This window comes from Mucilaginibacter sp. SMC90 (assembly GCF_022811725.1).
Lineage (GTDB): Bacteria > Bacteroidota > Bacteroidia > Sphingobacteriales > Sphingobacteriaceae > Mucilaginibacter.
Genome location: NZ_CP094527.1, coordinates 3,330,207 through 3,351,791 on the forward strand (window position 1 = coordinate 3,330,207; position 21,585 = coordinate 3,351,791).

General features: G+C 45.6%; 23 protein-coding genes. 21 read left to right on the forward strand and 2 right to left on the reverse strand.

All coding sequences use genetic code 11. The features are described 5' to 3' along the window. Positions 1 to 2 precede the first annotated feature (2 nt). The 21 genes from MTO98_RS14055 (at position 3) to MTO98_RS14155 (ending at position 18,378) form a co-directional block, all read left to right on the forward strand. Positions 3 to 311 (forward strand): DUF4134 domain-containing protein, encoded by a 309-nt coding sequence (locus MTO98_RS14055; RefSeq protein WP_091207688.1) that lies wholly within the window; start codon positions 3 to 5, stop codon positions 309 to 311. After that, complete coding sequence (locus tag MTO98_RS14060; RefSeq protein ID WP_091207685.1) at positions 311 to 619, forward strand: plasmid transfer protein; 309 nt, start codon at positions 311 to 313, stop codon at positions 617 to 619. Before MTO98_RS14055 ends, MTO98_RS14060 begins: the two co-directional genes overlap by 1 nt. Next, positions 597 to 3,050, forward strand: a complete 2,454-nt coding sequence (locus MTO98_RS14065) for a TraG family conjugative transposon ATPase (RefSeq protein ID WP_091207682.1) — start codon at positions 597 to 599, stop codon at positions 3,048 to 3,050. Before MTO98_RS14060 ends, MTO98_RS14065 begins: the two co-directional genes overlap by 23 nt. Positions 3,051 to 3,077: 27 nt before the next feature. After that, the gene (locus MTO98_RS14070) at positions 3,078 to 3,746 is read left to right on the forward strand and encodes a hypothetical protein (RefSeq protein WP_091207680.1); all 669 of its coding nucleotides are present in this window, start codon (positions 3,078 to 3,080) and stop codon (positions 3,744 to 3,746) included. Further along, the gene (locus MTO98_RS14075; RefSeq protein ID WP_091207678.1) at positions 3,743 to 4,405 is read left to right on the forward strand and encodes a hypothetical protein; all 663 of its coding nucleotides are present in this window, start codon (positions 3,743 to 3,745) and stop codon (positions 4,403 to 4,405) included. Before MTO98_RS14070 ends, MTO98_RS14075 begins: the two co-directional genes overlap by 4 nt. After that, positions 4,405 to 5,067: a hypothetical protein gene (locus MTO98_RS14080; RefSeq protein ID WP_091207675.1), complete on the forward strand. Its 663-nt coding sequence runs from the start codon at positions 4,405 to 4,407 to the stop codon at positions 5,065 to 5,067. The genes MTO98_RS14075 and MTO98_RS14080 overlap by 1 nt, the downstream gene beginning before the upstream one ends. Then, positions 5,064 to 5,846, forward strand: a complete 783-nt coding sequence (locus MTO98_RS14085) for a hypothetical protein (RefSeq protein WP_091207673.1) — start codon at positions 5,064 to 5,066, stop codon at positions 5,844 to 5,846. Before MTO98_RS14080 ends, MTO98_RS14085 begins: the two co-directional genes overlap by 4 nt. A gap of 45 nt (positions 5,847 to 5,891) precedes the next feature. Further along, positions 5,892 to 7,013, forward strand: a complete 1,122-nt coding sequence (locus MTO98_RS14090; RefSeq protein ID WP_243487257.1) for a plasmid transfer protein — start codon at positions 5,892 to 5,894, stop codon at positions 7,011 to 7,013. A gap of 15 nt (positions 7,014 to 7,028) precedes the next feature. Continuing rightward, a complete protein-coding gene (gene traK, locus MTO98_RS14095) occupies positions 7,029 to 7,643 on the forward strand; it encodes a conjugative transposon protein TraK (RefSeq protein ID WP_091207667.1) in 615 nt (204 codons plus the stop codon). Continuing rightward, complete coding sequence (locus tag MTO98_RS14100; RefSeq protein WP_243487258.1) at positions 7,621 to 8,049, forward strand: hypothetical protein; 429 nt, start codon at positions 7,621 to 7,623, stop codon at positions 8,047 to 8,049. The genes traK and MTO98_RS14100 overlap by 23 nt, the downstream gene beginning before the upstream one ends. Then, positions 8,046 to 9,206, forward strand: coding sequence for a conjugative transposon protein TraM (traM, locus tag MTO98_RS14105; protein ID WP_091207662.1), 1,161 nt, complete (start codon positions 8,046 to 8,048; stop codon positions 9,204 to 9,206). Before MTO98_RS14100 ends, traM begins: the two co-directional genes overlap by 4 nt. Next, positions 9,206 to 10,054 carry a DUF4138 domain-containing protein gene (locus MTO98_RS14110; protein WP_091207659.1) on the forward strand — a complete coding sequence of 283 codons (849 nt, stop codon included), beginning with the start codon at positions 9,206 to 9,208 and terminating at the stop codon, positions 10,052 to 10,054. Before traM ends, MTO98_RS14110 begins: the two co-directional genes overlap by 1 nt. A 55-nt stretch (positions 10,055 to 10,109) precedes the next feature. Beyond that, positions 10,110 to 10,904, forward strand: coding sequence for a DUF4099 domain-containing protein (locus MTO98_RS14115; protein WP_091207654.1), 795 nt, complete (start codon positions 10,110 to 10,112; stop codon positions 10,902 to 10,904). Between the two features lie 161 nt (positions 10,905 to 11,065). Continuing rightward, complete coding sequence (locus tag MTO98_RS14120) at positions 11,066 to 13,087, forward strand: type IV secretory system conjugative DNA transfer family protein (RefSeq protein WP_091207652.1); 2,022 nt, start codon at positions 11,066 to 11,068, stop codon at positions 13,085 to 13,087. Positions 13,088 to 13,089: 2 nt separating this feature from the next. Then, complete coding sequence (locus MTO98_RS14125) at positions 13,090 to 13,563, forward strand: M23 family metallopeptidase (protein WP_091207649.1); 474 nt, start codon at positions 13,090 to 13,092, stop codon at positions 13,561 to 13,563. Between the two features lie 4 nt (positions 13,564 to 13,567). Then, entirely contained in the window at positions 13,568 to 14,839 is a 1,272-nt protein-coding gene (locus tag MTO98_RS14130; RefSeq protein ID WP_091207646.1) for a zincin-like metallopeptidase domain-containing protein, read from the forward strand. A 5-nt stretch (positions 14,840 to 14,844) separates the two neighbouring features. After that, on the forward strand, positions 14,845 to 15,645 hold the full coding sequence (locus MTO98_RS14135; RefSeq protein ID WP_091207643.1) for a DUF4099 domain-containing protein: 801 nt from the start codon (positions 14,845 to 14,847) through the stop codon (positions 15,643 to 15,645). Beyond that, complete coding sequence (locus tag MTO98_RS14140) at positions 15,645 to 16,268, forward strand: hypothetical protein (protein ID WP_091207639.1); 624 nt, start codon at positions 15,645 to 15,647, stop codon at positions 16,266 to 16,268. The genes MTO98_RS14135 and MTO98_RS14140 overlap by 1 nt, the downstream gene beginning before the upstream one ends. A gap of 10 nt (positions 16,269 to 16,278) precedes the next feature. After that, a complete protein-coding gene (locus MTO98_RS14145) occupies positions 16,279 to 16,752 on the forward strand; it encodes a PH domain-containing protein (protein WP_243487259.1) in 474 nt (157 codons plus the stop codon). 54 nt (positions 16,753 to 16,806) lie between these two features. Beyond that, entirely contained in the window at positions 16,807 to 17,043 is a 237-nt protein-coding gene (locus tag MTO98_RS14150; RefSeq protein WP_091207635.1) for a hypothetical protein, read from the forward strand. A 321-nt stretch (positions 17,044 to 17,364) separates the two neighbouring features. Next, entirely contained in the window at positions 17,365 to 18,378 is a 1,014-nt protein-coding gene (locus MTO98_RS14155) for a YiiX/YebB-like N1pC/P60 family cysteine hydrolase (protein WP_091207633.1), read from the forward strand. Positions 18,379 to 18,389: 11 nt separating this feature from the next. On the opposite strand, the gene MTO98_RS14160 is transcribed toward MTO98_RS14155, so the two are convergent. Beyond that, positions 18,390 to 18,623, reverse strand: a complete 234-nt coding sequence (locus MTO98_RS14160) for a hypothetical protein (protein ID WP_091207631.1) — start codon at positions 18,621 to 18,623, stop codon at positions 18,390 to 18,392. 13 nt (positions 18,624 to 18,636) lie between these two features. Next, the gene (gene dnaE / locus MTO98_RS14165) at positions 18,637 to 21,579 is read right to left on the reverse strand and encodes a DNA polymerase III subunit alpha (protein ID WP_091207628.1); all 2,943 of its coding nucleotides are present in this window, start codon (positions 21,577 to 21,579) and stop codon (positions 18,637 to 18,639) included. Between the last annotated feature and the right edge of the window lie 6 nt (positions 21,580 to 21,585).

Sequence of the window (21,585 nt, forward strand, 5' to 3'; positions counted from 1 at the left end):
TCATGAATAAAATGAAACGTCTATGGGCCACCTTAACAGTGCTGGCCCTTGGCTCAGCTTCCGCTTTTGCCCAAAGTGGTGTAACTGGTATAAATACAGCAACCTCAACACTTAAAACCTATGTAGATCCTGCCAGCAATATCGCGCTCGTCATCGGCGGTATTATCGGTATCGTGGGCGCTATTCGCGTTTACTCGAAATGGAATTCAGGAGATCAAGATATCAATAAAGAGATTATGGGATGGGGAGGGTCATGTGTCTTTCTCGTGGTTTCTGCGCTGATTGTCAAGGCCTTCTTCGGCCTTAACTAATGGCTAAGCGATTCGCCGTTTACAAGGGGCTTCAAAAGCCCCTTGTATTTAAAGGCTTCCAGGGCAAATTTATTTACTGGGGTATTGCCATCCTGTTAATCGGCCTCGTACTCGGTGCCTTGACCATTGCCCTGATCAATATGTGGCTCGGTACAGCCGTGCTTGCCGGAAGCGTAACCGGTGGATTATTCTACATCGCTGGCAAGCAGAAGAAAGGATTACACTCCAAAACGCAATCCAGGCAAATCCTCATTCATCCCTCAAATCTTAAAAAACTCAAAATTTATGGCAGCAAAAACAGAGTTTAAGCTACCCTATATTGGTGTGGCCCGCGAGTCCGGCATCGACCTGCTTTATGGCGCGGATGGTGATTTTTCAGCAATCCTTACCGTTTCAAATCCTGTCCTGCAATACGGTGCGCAGTCCGAGGCCTACGATGATTATCACAACCTCTTACTGAACATCGTCAAAATATTAGGTGATGGCTACCTATTGCAAAAATTAGATGTCTTTTCAAAAGCCATTTATCCAAACAAACCTGCAAAGGAGTTTTTACAGCAAAAATTTAACGAACACTTCGCCGGCCGAAGGTATATCAAACTTGAAACACACCTCGTCATTACCCGGCAGATTAAACGCGGTGCCTTTTATGTTTTCGATCAGCGTGCGCTCATCGACTTCAGCCAATCGGTAATTAAAGTGTACGATCTTTTACTCGGCGCGGGTATGCAGCCCAAGATCCTCGAAGAAAGCCAGATCAATAAACTGGTTATGCAAATCCTTAGCATGAGTTTCAGTGAGCCAACTACAGTGCTTAACAATATTGCACCGAATGATACCGAATTGCTGATGGGTGACCGTGCTGTCAGGAGTATCAGCCTAATCAATATCGACAGTATGGATTTACCATCTGAGGTTGCCACCCATGTGGAATGGAATGAAAAAGATACCATTAAAGGGTTTCCGGTGGATGCGCTCCAATTCCTTTTTAAAGCTCCCGGCTGTGATTGCCTCGTTTATAACCAGGTGATCGAAATTCCGGGGCAAACGGCTACACTCCGTAAACTGGAGCTGAAAAAGAAAAGGCATTCCGGCATCCCAGACCCGGCCAATCAAACCTGCGTGGAGGATATTGACCACCTTTTGACGGACGTCGCCCGTGAAAACCAGCTCTTGGTAAACTGCCATTTTAATATCCTGATCGCGGCCGATAAAAGCGAAATACAAAAGGCGGCAAATTATATTGAAAGCAGCCTGTTTGGGTTGGGAATTATTGCCAGCAAAAACGCCTATAACCAGCTGGAGCTTTTCAGAACGGTATTACCCGGTAATGCAGTTGAACTGAAAAACTATGACTGGTTCCTGACCACCTGCGACGCTGCTTTATGTTTCTTTTTTAAAGAATCACTGCCAAAAGATGAGCCGTCAGATTATACCGTCCGCTTCACTGACCGGCAAGGCATCCCAATCGCTATCGATCCTTCTGATCTTCCCATGCGAACAGGGCGTATCAATAACAGAAACTCCTTTACATTGGGCCCATCAGGTTCGGGTAAATCTTTTTATCAAAATTCGCTGATAGAACAAAAAATGCTCTATAACACCGATATGGTGATCGTTGATACCGGTCACTCATATTCCGGGCTATGTTCATATTATAACGGCAAATACATTACCTATACCGATAAGAAGCCGATCACGATGAACCCTTTTGCGATTTCGCCGGAGGAATATAATATCGAAAAGAAGGAGTTTCTGGTTACACTGATCTGCCTGCTTTGGAAAGGTGCTGAGGGCATTATCAGCCAGGTTGAACGTGATGTCATCGCGCATACCATTAGCGCTTATTTTAACTATTGGTTCGACGACCACGAAGATGACCGTCTTTTGAACTTCAACACTTTCTATGAATTTGCCCTTAAAAAAATACCGGAAATCAAAGCCGAGGAGCAGATCGCGTTCGATCATGACGAGTTTAAATATGTACTTAAAAAGTTTTATCGGGGTGGTGAGTTTGAAACCATACTGAACGAGCAAACGGACAAATCGCTATTTAATGAGCGGTTTATTGTTTATGAAATTGATTCCATAAAGGAGAACAAGATTTTATTTCCGATAGTCACGCTCTCCATCATGGATTTGTTCATCCAGAAAATGCGCTATCGTTCCGACCGGCGCAAATGCCTGATTGTGGAAGAGGCCTGGAAAGCCATCGCCAGTCCGCTGATGGCGGGGTATCTTTTATATCTCTATAAAACGGTAAGAAAGTTTTGGGGTGAAGTCATCGTAGTCACCCAGGAACTGGCTGACATCATTGGCAATGCGGTAGTTAAAGATAGTATCATCAGTAATTCTGATACCATTACGCTGCTTGATCAGAATAAGTTTAAGGATAACTATAATGAAATTGCCGCTTTGCTTTCCATCAACGAGGTGGAACGCAAAAAAATCTTTAGCATACATCAACTGAACAATCAGGAAGGACGCGGCCGGTTTAAGGAAGTGTACATCCGGCGTGGTTCGACCGGCGAAGTTTATGGCGTTGAAGTTTCCTTATACCAGTATCTCGCCTATACCACTGAAAAGCCGGAAAAATCTGCGGTTGAAATCTATGTCAACCATTTTGGTACTTATCCGAAAGCACTTGAAGCGTTCGTGGAAGCCCTTAAAAGCAGCGGGCTTCAGCTTCAGCAATTTGTTAGCCGGGTCAACAATACCGGTGTGCCCTTAGCTGCTTAACCATTCCATTAAATTAAAACGACGACCATGAAACTGATGATTGTACTTTTTCCGCTGCTTTTTATGCTTTTGCATAAAGTTTGGGCCCAGGAATTGGTGGTTGATCCCACAACTTCTGCCGCCGTCGCGGTAAATGCCGGGGTGATCAACGGCCAGCTCAATACCACCAACAACAACCTCAGCCTTATCTCAAAGGGTCAATTGGCACTCACCGGCCAGTTGACCGTTGCCAATGACCTGCAAAACAATATTTATAAAGGGCTTAGCCAGGTAGCTTCCGTAATCTCCAATCTCTATACCATTAAGGACATCGCCGATTGCGGTAGTGACATTGTAACCGACGTGCAACAGGCTTTAACCTACGCAAAATCAAACCCCGTATTGCTGCTTTTTGCGGAGCAGGGTGCCCGCGACTTTGAATCAAGGGCCGTTGCCTTAGCAGCAGATGTAAGCGCGTATGTCATGAAAGGAGGCAATGCCAACCTCATGGACTCCGGTGAACGCGGGCGGCTGCTTAATCACATTGCTACCAACATGCAGGTTTTGCGTGGTATTGCTTATGGTATGTCCCGCGCCATGTACTGGGCCAGAATGAACGGGATATTTAGATCACTCAACCCATGGGCGACATGGCAGAATCAGGATGTCCGCATCGCTACAGACGTAATCAATAACGCTAAATACCTGAAGCAATGAAAAATCTCATCATGATCATCTGCCTCTTTTCCCTTAGCCTGCCGGTAATGGCGCAAAAGAATGCACTCGACTTGCCAGGTATGTACCAGCTGATTAACGAATCTCAGGATGAGCATAGCAGGCAGGTGGCCGCAAAAAATCAACAGGCTTTAAATACCGCTAATGAACAAGCCAACGAAACCCTACTGGACAAACTGAAGGGGGTTTACAGAACCATCCAGAACCGCTACAATGCCTTGGGTACGCTTATCAGCGCTGCTGATGTAGGCATATATGCTGTACCCGTCATCAATCGAATAGTCAATAATCAGCAGCAGATTATTGTGCTCGCACAAAAGAACCCGGCTATCATTCCATTGAGCTATCATACGGAAGTTGAATTTGCTGAAAAAGCGGAAGCCCTGTCGGGATATGTCGCTGGCCTGATCTTGTCCTATGGTGATGTAAACCAGATGAAACAATCCGACCGCAAATTGCTGTTCGACTACATCATTCAACAGCTCAGCCGAATACAGGAATTGTCCGGCAACCTTCTCAACCTGTTGCAATATTCTAACCTGGCATCAGTACTTAAATCACTTAACCCGTTTCAAACCTGGGTAGATCAGGATAAAAACATGGTTAACAACATTCTCCAAAACGCCAAATACCTCAAATAATGAAAAGTTTCTTAGTGTTTGCCCTATGCCTTGGCCTGTTACAGGCCAGGGCGCAGGAAATCGTTTTCGATCCGCAGCATTTTGCGGCGGTCATCGAAAATGGGCTGGTGCGCAGCTCGGCAGAATCCACCCACAATCAGTATTTAGGAAAAATCAACGGCAACCTGAATACGATGAATACAAACGTCAGTTCCGTCGTTCTGGCACAGAACATTATTTACAATGGATTGGCGAATGTAAACTCCGCATTGAAGGACGGGCTTGCATTCAAAAATCTCAGTGTCATCGTTGCCGACATGGTTGGTAACCTAAATCAATGCCTGGAAATGGCAAAAGCACAGCCAGAGCTTTTGCTCTTTACCCAAAATATCCAGCAGCAGATGCAGGCCCGGGCAATTGCGCTCGTCACTGATGTGTCCGGCTATGTTTTGAAGGAAGGCAATAATGTACTTGCGGACTACAACAGCCGGGATCAGTTATTACGCAAGGTTACGCAACAATTACAAATCATCGATGCGCTTGCCTATGGTGCTTATCGCGCGATGTTCTGGGCGAAAACCCGTGGATTGATCGCTTCTGTTAATCCCTATCAGGCCTGGGTCAACAAGGATCTGAACCTCGCCAGCCAAATTATTACCAAATCCAAATACCTGCAACAATGAAACAAATATTTATACTGTCAATCCTCTGTTGCTTATTCATTTTTAAAGCAAACGCACAGGAAGAGATCAACGATAAAGCGATCATTCATCAGGAACAGCGGATGGTGTACCTGCAATGGGATCAGAACAAATTCGATCCGAAAGCTGGCTTTCTAAGTCTCAACCCTTATTACTGGCTGATATGGGGGTTCTTTTATCCCAATTATCACAAAACTGATCTCAGGCCCCTGTCAGCCACCGGGCCGCAAACACAACGCCTCGCCCTGGTAGGTACGCAAAACAGCATCGATAACAAATACAAACTGCAATCCGACACCGTACGCAACACGGCACTTTCACAAATCGCCAGTCAATCCGGCCTGCTATCAGATACTGATCCGCTTTGGTTGCTCTACTATAACCAGCAGTTTAAGCCATTACTGAACTATTCAGCAGCATCGCTGCTCGGTGCGCTTCCCACGGAAGTCAGCGCCAAGCTGGTCACCGAGGGTACTTATAACTGGTATACCAACGAGCTGTCCATGCTCCAGCAAAGGTTAAACGGTGCCAGAGCGACCGACATGGATCGCGGGTCCCGTATTATGGCTTATTACCGGATGCTGAAAGATTATGAGCGCCTTGCAGGGGTTTGGAACATTCGCATCTCGGCCGCACAGAAGGATATCCAAATGGCAAGCCAGCAGCACCGTATCAAAACAGCAGCCGTAAACCCCGGCCCATGGTCGCCGCAAACGGATGTACAGATTGCCAATAAAGTATTACAGCACGCAAAATACTAACTCATGAAAAAGAAAATCATTCTACTATCCATGCTCTTCCTGGTCATGGCCACCGGAAGTTTTGCGCAGAATACCATCGACACAGCCAATTATAAACAATCAATTCAATTCCTTCAGGGTGACGGTATCTATGAAAACGGTATGATGACCTTTTTAGGTGGCCTTAAAGATTCCATTTGGTCGCACTTCGGTTTGTTCATCGGCGACGCGCAGGCGCTTGCAGCCATATTTATGATCATCTTCTTTTCTGTAAAATCTTACGAAATGATGGTCGGCGATAAAAAAATGGAGATCATGCCGCTGTTACGACCCTTCGCATTGGCCATGGTCATCATCTGGTGGGGCGCTTTCGTAAAAATGATCGCTTTTCCTACAGACCTCGTGCAGGCGCAAACAGATCAGATGTTCGAGAGTGAACAGCAAAATGTGGAAGGTTTACGGTTTCAACGTGCCAACCTCATCTTAGCGGTAGCCAATTCGCTCATCACTTACCAGGCACAAACCGAGGTTGCTGAAAAAGAAAGTGATACATGGTACGGACAGGCTTGGGATTCTGTTACCAGCACTGTAAAACAGGGTATCTCTGATGTGGTTTCGCCATTATTGGAGTTGAAAAACCGGCTGCAAGTGGGGATGCAATTACTCGTCACGGAGCTGCTCGAACTGCTCGCGATCTGGATTCTTAGGATAGCAGTCTACATCATCTTTATGATTCAGATTATCTATTCATCGATATTGGTGATACTCGGGCCGTTCTCCGTCGCAGCCAGCATACTTCCTGCTTTCCGTGACAGTTTCAGTACCTGGATCGCCCGTTTTATATCCGTGAACCTGTACTCCGGAATTGGTTACCTCATCATGTATCTCTGCGCCCTGATGCAGGAATACGGTATGCAATCGGAAATCAGTCGCTACCAGGTATTGGTTGGCCAGAATGGTGCCAGCGCCGACCTTGAAAAGCTTGCGTGGTTTGCAGGTAACGGCATCCTGTCCTTTGGAACGGTAATTATCGTTTTCCTGATCGGTGCCATCTGCATGTTTACCGTTCCGAGTATATCCACCTGGATCATCTCTACCTCCGGTATCAGCTCGGCCACCTCCAGCGCCAGCCGTGGTGCCGCTACCGTTTTCGCTGTCGGCCGCAGGGTCTCCGGCAGTTTTATTTAACCCAACTCCAATTTTATGATCATCAAGAACATTGAAGCCAAAATAAAGTTGGCCACTTTTTTAGCGTGGGGTAGTTTCCTGACTGCCATCATTATCGCTGTCACCGCGCTGGCATTCGCCAGCCGGCAGGCGGCCGATGCCCGCAAGAGTATATACATATTGGCCGGTAACATCCCCATCATGGCGAATCAAACGGATGTCGCCGTTAACCGCCCAGTGGAATACCGGGCAGATATCGAACGCTTTCATAGCCTGTTCTTTTCCCTTACACCGGATGATAAATACATCGATTACCAGCTGAAAAAAGCAATGTACCTGGTTGACGAATCCGGCGTGCAGGAATACAATAATCTCAAGGAAAACGGGTATTTCAACTCCATACTGTCTTCCAGTTCGGTACTAACGCTCACTACGGATTCGATCAGCCTTGACCTCAACCGTAAATATTTCAGGTACTATGGTAAACTTAAAATCGACCGCCGCAGCTCCACCGTGATTCGCTCACTGATAACCGAAGGCTACCTGAAAGATATCCCCCGAAGCGACAACAACCCTCATGGGGTTCTCATCTGTGGCTGGAAAACACTTGAAAATAAAGACTTGCAGGATGTTCAAAAAAATACGCTCTGACCGTGATCCCAGGGATACGGTCTATTCCGAACTTAAAAAAGAGTTCGCACCTTATCTGGACAGGGCAAAAAGTACAGCCAGCCAGTTCGCTGCTAAAAACACGAAAGCCATCTTTTGGGTAATGGTGGCCAGTATGCTGCTTTCGGTGATCATCATTCTAACGTCTCACAGATCGCCTCATATAACCTTACGCCCACATAAAACGGTTATTGCAAAATCGCCCGTTACCGGTGGATTTCAGCAAATCATGGCTACCGGTAACGCCATTCAGGAAATGCTTGCCCTCCGCAAAATGATCGACAGCCTATCAGAAAAGAAACAGCTAACCAGCGCGGACAGTGCCAGGCTCGATACCGCCCTTGACAGTTTTCAAAAACTCAACCACAAATTCAATCAAAGAAAATGAAAATCAATCTCCGACAACCCAAGTACATTCTTCCGTTGCTGGCGCTGCCTTTCCTTTGCCTGTTTTTCTACGTCTATCATAGCAGCGCTTCGAAAAACAAAAAGCAGGTGAAACACGAAGCTGGCTTCAACAGCACGGTGGCGGACGTTTCCCCCGACATCAAAAAACGCAACCTCGAAAACAAGCTCGACGCATACCGGGACAGGTACAAGAATGCGGATGGTAATTCGGCCGTATCGCCAATACCATCTGAAGCACCAGGCAATGGCGGTATGAGCACCGCCACCCGCCAGAAAAGACAACTGGATTCCATCGACAGCGTGATGAAACAACGCTTCATCATGCCGACATCAAAAACACAAATTCCCAAAAGCACCTATAATAGTCACGACCAGCAAATGGCCGATGCTTTAAACCTGATCTCACATCAGCAAAAATCCCTGCCACCGCTTAATAGTGGCACTGCGCAGCCCGGCGAGAAAGACCCGATGGAACTGTTCAAAAAGCAAATGGCCTACATGGATAGCATCAAGAAGTTAGGCGATCCAAATTACCAGAAGGAACAGCAGGAAGCCAAATTAAAAGCAGCGCAGAAAAAGGCCGAAGACCAAACGCTAAGTGTCGTCAAATTCAGCGAATCGACCGATGAGTTTAACACCATCAAACCGCAAAAGGATCAATCTTTTATCACGGCCATGATCGATGAAAGTATAACGGGTTACGCTGGTTCACGCATCCGGCTACGGTTATTAGAACCCATTGTAGCCGGAAAGGTGACCGTACCTAAAGACAGTTACCTTTATGCGCTCATCAGTGGCTTTTCCGGTCAGCGCGTGGTGCTCACGGTGAGGTCAATTCTGTATAATGGCCAGTTGCTCCCTGTTAAGCTGGATATTTATGACCAGGATGGGTTGCCGGGCCTTTATGTGCCCGATTCTCAATTCAGGGATTTTACCAAAGATCTCGGCACTAATTCCATACAAGGGGTATCCATCGACAACGGTTCCGGTTCCGGCAGCCAGTTTTTAATGAGCACCGCCAGCAAACTCTTTCAATCGACATCGACCGCCATCGCCTCGGCCATTCGCAAAAACAAGGCGAAAATCAAATACAACAGTTACATCTACCTCATTGACACTAAAAACTTAAATCAGTAATGAAAAATTTCCTGTTTACGCTCGCTGCTATCTTCATAGCGGCCCTGCATTCCTATGCCCAAAAAATCAATTTGCCCGAGGGCACCCGTAAATCAGACTTACCCGTAGTTTATTTACCCGACAGCCTTTCGGTACACTTTATTTCCCCTGAACCTATTCAATACGTGGATATTTCCTCTAAAAGTATTGTCGGAGATCTGCCGGTAAAAAACGTGCTGCGTATCCGTTATCGTTCGGATTCGTCAAAAATTGCTGGTCGTGAAGCCATAGTAACCATCGCCGGTGAAAAGTTTTTGGCGCAATACCGTATTGAATGGTCTGCGTCGGATGGGGGGGCCATCCAATCTGAAATAGAAATTCAACCCTCGGAGACGAGGCCGCTCGATATCGGGGTTAGTCTATCTCAGCCAGAACTTAAAAGGTTAAGCACGAACCTGCTTTGTTTTCGCCCGGAAGCCAACCTACGGCACGCCAAAGCATTCGATATCAAAGCCAGGCTTAATCATGTATACACGTTCGGCGATTATATCTTTCTTGATCTGGGCTATGTCAACCGAAGCAAGCTGAGCTATGAAATTGATAATTTTCGATTTACCATCGAAGATCAGAAAGTTACCAAAGCATCAACTGTGCAGGCCCTCGAAATAAAACCGGAGTTTATTCTTTTTGAGCAGACCCAATTCGCGCGTCATTACCGGAACATTTTTGTATTCAAGAAATTCACCTTCCCTGGCAATAAGCTATTGCGGGTTGAACTTAATGAAAAGCAGTTATCAGGCAGGGTTATTTCTCTACATATCCCTTATAAAGATATACTTAACGCTGACATCATCCCATCGGTCAGATAAAGGATATGCATTGCCAATTATCTACTGAAGTCCATTACCTCCTAAACAAAACAATATGCTAAACCCTCAATCATTTAGCGAAAAGGATTTACCATTAAAGAGCCTCGCAGCCGTAGACCTTGTTCAAGGTGACCTCATCTTTCTTGAACCCACCGATAAAAATGCCTTGTTAGGCGGACGACGGACACGCCTCGTTGAACTCCGAAACCTTGAATTTGCAGAAATGAAGATCGCTTCACTCCAGGCAAAGCTATCGCTCATCAGGAATCAACAAGGGGTACCCGTTTTATTGATTAGCCCCGTGTATTTACAAAGCACCGGCCCAAATCACCTGTCAAAGGAAGAAATGAATCTGTTGGAATCGCGCCGGCAACTGGTCATCGAAAAGCAGGTGACCGCTATTGACGGTTCACCCAAACACGTACTGATAGAATATGACCGGGAAACCAATCAGTTTTTGGAAACTGACGTGAACGATCTCATTGCACCGGAAAAGGTTAACGGCTATCAGTTATCCAAAGAACAGCAGGAGGATTATAAGCGGGGCAAGATCATTGAAATACCGGATAGCACCAGGCTGCAATTTACCGCCACAGATTCCCAGGGCATGCGGGCCAATAAAATGGAGCTGATCGCTACCATAACAATCAATGGCCAGGAAATTTATAATTCCTTTTATAACCTGAAGACGCTAAGGGATTACTCGCACGACTATCAGGAACACCCGCCAACTAATGCATATTTAAATGCCCTTGCTAACCTGCAGACGATTGAAATGGAACAACCCATAGTTCCTGATATTCAACCGGACGTTGAAACACCATCCAATACCTACCATAGGTCACGATGAACCTCTAAACGGAGTTAAGCAGGCTAATACCAGAAGATCGCCCTTCATAGCGATCAAATATCCTTCAATCCAAACCCCTGTTAGGGTGCGTTCAGCAGGTTACATTTCCCGGTAACAGTGCCCCGGCATCTGCTTTTCAAATTCTCAAATACTACAATTTCATGGAAGAAACACGTGAGCAACAACGCCTGCACGGCTTTTTGCAATGCCTGATCTATGTCTCTATCGCACTGGAATTTTGTGTGTTCGTTTATCCCCAAGCCCCATTCTGGGGCATCCTTGCGCATGCGCTCGATAAGATCAGCCAAATACCGATTTACCAGCAATTGCTTTACAGTAAACTCTCAACGCTACTGCTCATCTGCCTGGTCAGCGTGGGCACTTTAGCAAAGAAACAAACAGACCTCAATCCCAAATCCCAGATCCTTTATCCATTAGCTATCGGCCTGTTGCTATTTTTTGGTAGCACGATCTGCTACAACCGGGACTCTGCCGATGCATTCGGCCATACCAGCTGGTTTAATCTCATTTATATGGCCGCCTCTCTAACGGGAGCCATCATGATTAGCCTTAGCTGCGACAACATCTCCAAATTTATTCGCACCGGCCTCGGTAAGGATAAATGGAATGTGGAAGGCGAAAGCTTTATGCAGCCGCTCAAGCCGGTGGAAACGCCTTATTCGGTCAACATCCCGATGCAGTTCTACTACAATAAGAAAGTGCATAACGGGTACATACCTATAGCAAACCCCTTTAAAGGTGTGCTTCTTATAGGCGTACCTGGATCTGGAAAATCCTTTGGCATTGTTTGCCCATACCTGCGGCAAATTATCGCTAAAGAGTTTTGCGTCTGTCTATATGATTACAAGTACCCTGATTTAGGCAAGGTTGCATACTACCATTACCTGCTCGCCAAACAGCACGGCAAATGCCTGAAGCATAGTTTCCACGTCATCAACCTGACCGATCCCGAGCGAAGCAGGCGTATTAATCCCTGGCGAAGCGATTACCTTCAATCTCTCGCCGATGCATCTGAAAGCGCCGAAGGTTTGGTAGAGGCGATGAAAAAAGGTGATAAATCAGGCGGCAGCGACCAGTTTTTTACGCAATCGGCCATCAACTTTTTGTCTGCCTGCATTTACTTTTTCAGTAAGCACCAGACCGGTAAGTTTTCGAGCTTGCCGCATGTGTTATCGTTTTTAAATCATTCCTACGAGGATATTTTCAATACCCTCTTTTCTGAACCGGAGTTAGTATCGTTACTGTCGCCATTTAAGAGCGCTTTTATGGCAAAAGCTTTCGACCAGTTGGAGGGCCAAGTCGGCACACTCAAAATCTTCATCAGCCGGTTAGCGACAAAGGAAACTTTTTGGGTATTCTCCGGGGACGATTTTAACCTCAAAATATCCGAACCGGAAACACCTGGAATGTTGGTGATCGCGAATGATCCTAATACGCAAAATATCAATTCGGCCTGTTATTCAGTAGTCATTAACCGATTGACCAAACTACTTAATAACAAAGGCAATCTCCCGTCAGCGCTGGTCATCGATGAAATTCCCACCCTGTATACTCACCGCATCGAGAATATTTTGGCAGTTGCGAGATCCAATAAGGTGGCCATTTTAATGGGGTTGCAAGAGTTGCCGCAATTTAACCAGCAGTATGGCAAAGAAACAGCGGCAACAATTACCTCCGTAGTGGGTAACGTACTGGCCGGTGCGGTACGAAATAAAGAAACATTGGATTGGCTCGAACGCCTGTTTGGTAAATCCAAACAGATCGGCGAAAGCCTTTCCATTGACCGTAACAAAACATCTACATCGCTACAGGAAAAACTGGAAGCCTTGATACCAGCAGGTAAAATGGCATCCTTAAATACCGGCGAAATGGTCGGCCTCCTGGCGGCGGACGTTCAGCAGACCTACACTGGTCAGTTTGAAACTTCGGCAATTAATTGCCGCGTTAACCTGAATGCGGAAGAAATAGCACTCGAAGAAAAGAACTATCGTGACCTTCCGGTTTATTATCATTTCGGCGATAAAAAGGATGAAATCCTCCGCCAGAACTTCAACCGCATAAACAGCGAAACAGAAGCAATTGTCAAACAGTTCCGCCAAAAAAGTGCGCCTCCGGCTACAGCGCCCGAGAAAGAAACTCAATCAGTCATTCAGAAAAAATAACCATGAAGCGAACCTGTTACCTGGTCTTAGCTGCTTGCTTAGCTATGACTGGCCCCGCTTATGCGCAAGTGAGTTTACCATTGAAACACCTCCGCGTAACCTCATCCTTCGGTAACCGCATTCATCCATTAACTGGCAAAGATTGCTTTCATGAGGGTGTAGACCTCCGTGCCCATAGCGACACCGTTTATGCAGCCATCCCAGGTCGGGTAGCTTCAGTCGGTTATCATCCTTTTATCGGCATTTTTATTAAAATACAAAATGGCCCGCTATGCGCCATCTATGGGCACCTTTCGATGTGCCTGGTTGCCACCGGTGATTCATTAGCCTGCGGCATACCCATCGCCATCAGCGGTGCCACGGGCAGGATCACCGCTGAACACCTTCATTTTTCCATCCGGTACTATAACGGGTATATCAACCCGCTGACTTTTCTATCGGCGGCATTAAAAAATCAAGAAACAATTAATCATTAATCCCATGAGCGAAAATCAAAAACCGCTATCAGAACAGGTTGCCGAAAAAATGGCTGGCCTGTTAAATGAAGACAGATCGATCTTCACTAAAGCCATCAGAGAAGATGGTACATCTCAGTTTAACACGCCGATCAATGCGCGTACAAAGCAACCTTACCGGGGTGCGGCAGCACTTGTATTGATGATGCAGAACCGTCGCGATCCCCGTTGGCTTACCTATGACCAGGCAAAATTCAATCGCACTCCGGTAAAGCGCGGTGCCTACGGAGTCGATATTGAGTTTAACTCAACGCGTGAACTACGCCAAAAGACTGAAAACGGCCAGCCCGTAGTTAAAGAAAACGGCGCACCAAAGATGGAGCGGGTCAAATTGGATGAACCGGTCGCGGTAACAGCGAGGATGTTCAACGGCAAAGACCTGATGAACCTCAAATCCGGCGAGGTGAAACCGCATGAAAAGACCCCGATGGAGCGGGCACAGGTCATTATCGATAACAGCCAGATCAAAATTGAACCGGCGGGCCTCATGACCACTTACGACCGGGAGAAGGATGCTATTCAAATTTCATCGATGGAAGATTTCGACAGACCAGAGTTATATTATGCCGCCGCTTTACGCGAAGTTGCCGCAGCAACCTCCCATGAAACCAGGCTTAACCGTCCGGAAACAGATCTGCCGCAATCAGATCAGATCGTCAGAGAATCACTCCGCACCAACATCGCCGCAGTTTTCATGAGCGCACAGCTTAACCTGCCTTACGAGCTTGGCGAACATGCCAACATGACAAAGGATTGGGCCAAACTGATTGCCGAAGAACCGGGTGAGTTATTTAACGCGGCAAACGACGCCCAGAAAATCGCCGATTACGTCATGCTCTACGAGCGTCAGCCAGCCCAAAAGCAGGAAGTTAGTCAGGATCAAAAGCAAAACCAATCCCAATCGGGTAAACTGGAAGTAGGCCTGGAAATCCCCTACAATAACACCACTTACAGAATCATCGAAAAACAATCGAAAAATGCGGTCAAGATTGAAGACTTGACCAGCCATCAGAAAATCAGGATCACTCCTTCGATGGGGCTTTATAAATCCTTGCTTAAAGAGTTAAATAGTCCTGGTAGCGCCGAAACGCTCGACCTCAAACAAGATCAGCAGCAGGGCGAAAAACGAGAGGAACAAACTAAGCAGGAAGGCAATAAAGAAGGCCAGCAACAGGAAAATGAACCTGTGGTTGCTCAGGATATCGAACACAATGCCGGAAACCGTTTTAAAAGATAAGCTAAATGAAACAACAACTTTATGAAGCGCAACAGCTTCCATACAATGAACTGGAAAAGGTAGGTCTGGCCAGGGAAGGAAAGTTAACCATTGACCAGGATAACCTGATGACTTTATTATCCGGCAGGCGCACGGAAATGCTGCGCCTTAAAAATCAGTTCGCGCCGGAACTTAACCTGCCCGAGTTTGATGCCAAACTCTCTGTTAGGCCTGCTAAGGAAGGCGGCCTGGAACTCATGGTTCATCCAATTTATAAAGAAGCGCCACAGCTGCCTTATCTGACGGATACCGAAGCCCTGAACCTCGAAGAAGGGCACGTACCCAACATTGAGAAAATGATTTTTGACGATGAAGGTGATCCGCAGGATATCCTCATTGAGTTTGATGAAGAAACCAATGAGTTTATCGTAACTGATCAGAGCCGTATCCTGGTACCTGACCGCATTAATGGCGAGGATCTGTCACTCGATCAAAAGGAACGGTACCGCAAGGGTAAAGAAGTCGAATTGCAGGACGGCACAAAGGTTCAGTTTTCAGCGAAAGAAAAGGAAGGTTTGCGCTCCAACAAAATGTTGCTGATCGCCTCGGTCATTATGGATGGCGGGTTGACGTATGCCGTCTATCATGGCCTGAAAGCACTGTTCGGGCACAAAGAACATGATGCCAAAGCTACAGAGAACAGCAAAGGCTATTACAGCGATCTTGAACAGTTTCAAAAACAAGATCGCCGGGAAACCATGGCGCAAAAGCCTGAAAGTAACAACAAGGAGTACGAACGCTCGTACTCCCGAACCGGCTCCCGATAATGCATCCTTACCTCGACTGGCTTGGAATAAACCCGCAAATTCAAGCCTGGCTGGCACCATCTTTTCAGTCTGATGCTGCCGGAAATATCCTGTTTAAATATGGTAACGAGGCCGAAACTTACGGTATCGGCTTTCACCGGGTCCCGGTGACCGATGAATTTTGGCAGGCTGGCGCTCCAAACATTGCTACCATAAAAAAAATAGTGGTAAGCACGTCGGCAATGGAAGCCATTGCCTGGCTGCACTTCCATGCACCGGCATTTAACGACCTCGACAGTCTCCTGCTATTATCTACCGGCAGTGCTTTATCACTGATTCAGCGTGCCAGGCTAAGCACACTCGGTAAACACAAATCATATGTACTTGCAACCGAAAACAGCCTTTTAGGGTCGGTAATGGATTTAAGTATCGCTGCCGCGATCCGAAGAAAGCCGATTTCTATTCGTCATGAAGCGGGGCAACTCGACATATTTTTCAGGAACCAGGCTTACCGCGTTCAGGCTGATGTATTCAGCCTGAACGCTTTCAGTAAACAGGCAGGTTTTCGCTTTCGGTGTGGCACATCGAAACCAACAGAACATCTCAACTGGCTGCAACTTTTGCTTGCCGAAAAAAATCATTAACGGCTTAATTATGGAAACATCTGATTTTACACCACCCGAAACGCTGCTGATCCGACCGGCCGCGACCTTCGCTTTTATGCGGATATTTGGTTATCTGGTAACTGCCATCGTTATCTTGCTACTGGCCTGGCGCTTTTGGCCCGGATTGACCTGGTTCAGTCTGACTGCCATTCTTATGGCTGCCTATCGGTACTGGTACATCCGTCATATCAAATACCTGATCACCGCTGAATACCTTCAGATTTGCCAGGGCCTGATTTTTAAAAGAGTGGATACGGTCGAACTATTCAGGATAAAAGATTATGTGCTTATCCAACCTGTTTGGCTCCAAATCATGCGACTGATGGATTTGAACCTAAAGACCACCGATCCCGAAAACCGAAACCTCTGGTTACGTGGTATTCCGTGCTCTGACCTGGTAGAAACACTGCGCGAACGGGTGTTAGCAACACGGCGAAACAATGGCGTTTATGAGTTAAACTAATAAAAAAAAGCTTGCAATAGACTAATAAAATTAGTATTTTTAAGTATTGAAGCTATGAAAACATTTGTCTATTTTATCTTTACCATCTGTATTTCATGCGGCCTGATGATGGCCGCAACGAATACTAAGCAGTTCTCTGCCAAAGCCATATTTTTTTTAATTGCTTTTGGAATCTGGGTGCCTTTTTTCAGAGGTTGGAACAACCGCATGAAGAGATACCAGCAGCGTAAATCCGAAGAACGCGGGTTCCAGGAATACATGCGTAATAAAATGCGAAACCAGCGTTATTAAGGATTTTATAAATTTTTATAACTTGCAAGTTCTTAAATGTCATTTGAGACATTTATTGTGATAAGGTTTAGGTTTAAAGCCCCATGCAGCGAGTGCTATGGGGCTTTATATTTTCTAACCTTAGTCATTACCCATTTCCTTACAATGGTATCGCAAGTCTGCGAAACCTCTCTCTCCAAATAAGCGATATATTTTCCCGCAAGAATTAATATGACTTTCTACAGCTTATAAATAGTCATGCAAGATTCTACCTCCGATTATTAAATCTAAATTCGGGTAACCCCAAAAAATCAGCTTAATTTTGCAAACTCAATTTATACCATGCCAGAATCAAATAATAAGTTTGTTTTAGATCTTACTAAATTAGAACCAGGAGATATTTTATTAACGATTTCAAGTCGTGAGCTAAGCGCGCTGATGAATCGTGTAACCGGATGCAAATATCATCACGCCATTTTATATGTAGGTGACTCCAGCTATATCCATTCTTACGATTTAGGAGTGCAGGCAGATAACCCAATGCGCGACCTGTATGAATTAGAAGACGATGTAATAGCGCTTCGGCTCAAAAGTAGCGACGATAAAGTTATTCAAAATGCGATGAACAGCGTGCGTAAAAAAGTCGGTACCCAATACTCATTAGCTGAAGCCAAAGCGGTACTGAAAAAACCTGATATTGATGCTACTGAAGCAAATCGGCAATTTTGCTCGCGTTTAGTTGCACAAGCATACGCTGATGCCGGTGTAGAGTTGGTTCCTAATTCTGACTATTGCTCTCTGAACGATCTGATGACATCCGATAAAGTAGAGATCATTGCGAATGTTTTAAGGGAAGGAACTGCAGCAGAGATAGCTCATGCACTTGAAGGAAGCCCTGAGCTTGAAGAGCAAAAACATATTCAGAATTCAATATTGGAAAACGCCAGAAATATAACTGGCAAGGATATCCAAACATTTGATCAGATAGAGCAAATAATCATCAGTTATCCTGAATTTGATGTACCGATAACCGATGTTATAAAGGCCTCTGGGTACTTAGATCACTGGAAAAAGGAAATGGCGAAAAATCCGCAAAACTATAGTTTCAAGGATTTTGCCAATCATTACCCGAAGCACGTATGGCCAGGAGTCATCCAAGCCTACTATAGCACTGGTTATAGGCATTATCATAGCTATAGAATACAACTTGAAGTGTTAGAAAGTGCTTATAAAAAGCAGCCATTAGAGTATAGCAAAGTCCATATCGAACTACTCAAAAATTTGATGATCATGTTTGGTAAAATGATGGAAACTATGAACGAGGCAACCATTGAGTTATTAGTGGATAACAAATAGTATTCGTTCCATTATATTACCTGCTGTCTTAAGCTATCGCCAATAACACGTAAATCATCAACGTTAAAATAAGGTACGCCTAAAGTTTGATAAGCGCCATCTTTTTTCCTGGAGATATAACCTTTGAAACAACCTCCTTCAGAAATCATGAAACATGGGCCGATTTCGCCTGGCATAGCCTTTTTATCGAATTGCAACTCTATTTCCTGACCGGCAATCAGGCATTTAATGATTATTCTATCCATTGTTATATTGCGTTTAAGAAATTACGGGATTTGGGAAGATTGGCAGTTTGGCAAATTTGAGCACTTCTAAACTGGCAAACCCAAACTCTGCAACAACTTTCCCAAGTATCAAATAACATCCGGCCCCACGAAATGGATAAGTAGGGGTATTGTTAGGAAAGTGTACCGTGTCGAATGTGTTGCCTTCTACATCGAGAAAGTTACCAAACCACATTTTTTGATTGTATTTCGTATGAACTGTTTTTTCACATACGTACAGGCCTACCATTTTTACCTGCTGGCCAACATGATTGATCAGATCATTCGCACAGATTTCACCTCTGTAATCTGTTTGCAAAAGTTCAAACATGGTCATGCTAACGGGAAAACCCAGCAACTCCAGTTCATGATACGCATTCTCTAACCGCGTATTGACCAAAACAGGAAGGGAGTAATTCTTAGTTTCAACCTTAAATAACTCCGCATTATTATTAGGCTTTGTTTTCGCACCTAATAACAGGTGTATCGCCCAAAGCAGTTCCTTTTTACTTTTTCCTGTAAATCGTAGCGCACCAACACGAATCAGCGTGATCGTTTGCTCTAAACCAATCCCCGTTCTTTTTACAAAATCTTCTAAGCTTTGATATGACCCATTTTGACGGCGTTCTGCCGGGATCATTTCAATAAGTTCCTCATTTAGGCCGTGAATACCGACAAATCCCAGATAAACATCGACTCCTGAAATATTCACCAGGCTGTCACTGTTATTCACGCATGGCAAATGAACAATGCCTCCCGACCTTTGCAACTCCTGCACGTACAACGCCCGGTCATAAAATCCCCCGTAATTATTCAGCACTGCAACCATGAACTCCCGCGGAAAATAGGTCTTCAGGTGAAGGCTTTGATAGCTTTCTACAGCAAAGCTGGCCGAATGTGCTTTGGAAAAACTGTAACCCGCAAAAGAGGCAACCTGCCGCCACACCTCTTTAACTACTGCCTCCGGACGGCCCAAATTCAACGCACCTTCATGGAAACGCTCCACCAACCGGTCAAATTCTTTGTTTGAACGGTATTTGCCGCTCATGCCGCGCCGGAGGATATCCGCATCCGTTCCGTCCATGCCTGCGAAATGAATACAAACTTTAATTACATCCTCCTGGTACACCATCACACCATAGGTCTCTTCAAGCTGTTCTTTCATCACCGGATGCAGGTATTTCACTTGGTCCGGTGCGTGATGATTTTTAATATACTCGCCCATCATTCCGGAACTGGCTACGCCTGGCCGGATAATCGAACTTGCGGCGACCAACACGAGATAACTATCACACCCCAGCTTACGGTTTAGCTGGATCATTGCCGGAGACTCGATATAAAAACAACCTTTCGTGTTTCCAACCCGCAAATTGGCGTTGACCACCGGATCTTTCATGAAATTTTTGACCTGGTGAATGTCAATCTTACGTTGTTGATTTTCCTCAACCAGTTGAACCGCCATTTTAATATGTCCGATTCCCCGCTGACTGAGGATATCATATTTGTCAAATCCAATCTTCTCCGCTTCGTACATATCCCACTGTACGGTAGCCATCCCTTTTGGAGGCAGATCAAGCGCGGTATAATAAGTAATGGGTTCTTCTGTAATCAGCACGCCACCGGCATGAATCGAGCGCTGGTTAGGCATATTGGCCATCCGCTCATAAATGGCGGTGATCTTTTTAAAGGCATCGTTATCACGATTGAAAGCCAGCCTGGTTGGATCAGTAAAACCATCAATTTCAGCTTTGGGCAGGCCCATTACTTTGCCAATTTCGCGGATAATGCTCCGATCTTTGAAAGTTGACATCGTGCCTAATAAGGCAGTATGCTGACTGCCGTAGCGCTTAAATATATAATCCTGCACATCTTCCCGTTCATCCCAGGAATAGTCGATATCAAAATCAGGCGGTGAGGTCCGTTGCGCATTCAGGAACCGTTCAAAATAAAGGTTCAGCTCAATCGGGTCCACATCAGTTATTTTCAGGCAATACGCGACAATGCTGTTAGCGCCAGAACCCCGGCCAACATGGTAATAGCCCTGAGAACTGGAATACCGGATAATATCCCAGGTGATGAGGAAGTAGGCGCAAAAGTCCAATTCATAAATAACCTTCAATTCATGCCTAACCCGGCGCAACGCCTCTTTGTCAGATTTACCATAACGGTATTCCATACCGCTCAAGGCCAGCTTCTCCAGCAACTCCCGGTCGTTTTTTTTGTTACCGGTGAATGTTCTCCGATTTAAATTGATGCGACCTTTGGGATAATCCATCACACAGCTGTTCATGAGGTTGCGTGTATTATCCAGTATAAAAGCATACCGGGCAAACTTAGCCTCTAACTGTCCTGGCGGAAGAAACATATCAGTTGGCGCACATTTATCGTCCGGTGTAACCTCGGTCAGTACGACGTTCAGATCAATACCCCGCAAATATTCATGTAAGCGATATTCGATCTTATCGTTTACGAACACCGGCTGTAGAGCCAGGAGTTTCTGTTTGATGCCTGTCAGATCAGTGTTAAACAACCGGTTAAGCTGATGGTAACGAATGCCCAGGTATTCATTTTCTTTCAGCGGTTCCTGGTGGCCGTATGGGTAAACGATATAAGCATTTGTAAACGCTGGTGCGAGGTCAGGTAGGGGCTTCTGCTCCAGGTTGTGTTCGGTCAGGTAATCATTCAACTCCTTCATTCCTTCCTTGTTCCGCGCAATGCCGAAATATAGCAGCTTTTTATCCCGCCTGAACTCCATGCCGGCAATGGGCTTAATGCCTTTCTCATCGCACTCCCGCATAAACTCCATAATACCCGTTGAATTGTTAATATCCGTGAGCACCATTTGCGTTACACCACGCGCAATAGCTTCCTCCACTAATGCCGGGATCGACATTGTGCCGTAGCGTAAGCTATATTGGGAGTGGACATTCAGATACATGGCTCA

What these genes read in the sequence shown, in the direction of transcription:
- MTO98_RS14055 (WP_091207688.1), top strand. Translation starts at nt 3, where the DNA reads ATGAATAAAATGAAACGTCTATGGGCCACCTTAACAGTGCTGGCCCTT.
- MTO98_RS14060 (WP_091207685.1), top strand. Translation starts at nt 311, where the DNA reads ATGGCTAAGCGATTCGCCGTTTACAAGGGGCTTCAAAAGCCCCTTGTA.
- MTO98_RS14065 (WP_091207682.1), top strand. Translation starts at nt 597, where the DNA reads ATGGCAGCAAAAACAGAGTTTAAGCTACCCTATATTGGTGTGGCCCGC.
- MTO98_RS14070 (WP_091207680.1), top strand. Translation starts at nt 3,078, where the DNA reads ATGAAACTGATGATTGTACTTTTTCCGCTGCTTTTTATGCTTTTGCAT.
- MTO98_RS14075 (WP_091207678.1), top strand. Translation starts at nt 3,743, where the DNA reads ATGAAAAATCTCATCATGATCATCTGCCTCTTTTCCCTTAGCCTGCCG.
- MTO98_RS14080 (WP_091207675.1), top strand. Translation starts at nt 4,405, where the DNA reads ATGAAAAGTTTCTTAGTGTTTGCCCTATGCCTTGGCCTGTTACAGGCC.
- MTO98_RS14085 (WP_091207673.1), top strand. Translation starts at nt 5,064, where the DNA reads ATGAAACAAATATTTATACTGTCAATCCTCTGTTGCTTATTCATTTTT.
- MTO98_RS14090 (WP_243487257.1), top strand. Translation starts at nt 5,892, where the DNA reads ATGGCCACCGGAAGTTTTGCGCAGAATACCATCGACACAGCCAATTAT.
- traK (WP_091207667.1), top strand. Translation starts at nt 7,029, where the DNA reads ATGATCATCAAGAACATTGAAGCCAAAATAAAGTTGGCCACTTTTTTA.
- MTO98_RS14100 (WP_243487258.1), top strand. Translation starts at nt 7,621, where the DNA reads ATGTTCAAAAAAATACGCTCTGACCGTGATCCCAGGGATACGGTCTAT.
- traM (WP_091207662.1), top strand. Translation starts at nt 8,046, where the DNA reads ATGAAAATCAATCTCCGACAACCCAAGTACATTCTTCCGTTGCTGGCG.
- MTO98_RS14110 (WP_091207659.1), top strand. Translation starts at nt 9,206, where the DNA reads ATGAAAAATTTCCTGTTTACGCTCGCTGCTATCTTCATAGCGGCCCTG.
- MTO98_RS14115 (WP_091207654.1), top strand. Translation starts at nt 10,110, where the DNA reads ATGCTAAACCCTCAATCATTTAGCGAAAAGGATTTACCATTAAAGAGC.
- MTO98_RS14120 (WP_091207652.1), top strand. Translation starts at nt 11,066, where the DNA reads ATGGAAGAAACACGTGAGCAACAACGCCTGCACGGCTTTTTGCAATGC.
- MTO98_RS14125 (WP_091207649.1), top strand. Translation starts at nt 13,090, where the DNA reads ATGAAGCGAACCTGTTACCTGGTCTTAGCTGCTTGCTTAGCTATGACT.
- MTO98_RS14130 (WP_091207646.1), top strand. Translation starts at nt 13,568, where the DNA reads ATGAGCGAAAATCAAAAACCGCTATCAGAACAGGTTGCCGAAAAAATG.
- MTO98_RS14135 (WP_091207643.1), top strand. Translation starts at nt 14,845, where the DNA reads ATGAAACAACAACTTTATGAAGCGCAACAGCTTCCATACAATGAACTG.
- MTO98_RS14140 (WP_091207639.1), top strand. Translation starts at nt 15,645, where the DNA reads ATGCATCCTTACCTCGACTGGCTTGGAATAAACCCGCAAATTCAAGCC.
- MTO98_RS14145 (WP_243487259.1), top strand. Translation starts at nt 16,279, where the DNA reads ATGGAAACATCTGATTTTACACCACCCGAAACGCTGCTGATCCGACCG.
- MTO98_RS14150 (WP_091207635.1), top strand. Translation starts at nt 16,807, where the DNA reads ATGAAAACATTTGTCTATTTTATCTTTACCATCTGTATTTCATGCGGC.
- MTO98_RS14155 (WP_091207633.1), top strand. Translation starts at nt 17,365, where the DNA reads ATGCCAGAATCAAATAATAAGTTTGTTTTAGATCTTACTAAATTAGAA.
- MTO98_RS14160 (WP_091207631.1), bottom strand. Translation starts at nt 18,623, where the DNA reads ATGGATAGAATAATCATTAAATGCCTGATTGCCGGTCAGGAAATAGAG.
- dnaE (WP_091207628.1), bottom strand. Translation starts at nt 21,579, where the DNA reads ATGTATCTGAATGTCCACTCCCAATATAGCTTACGCTACGGCACAATG.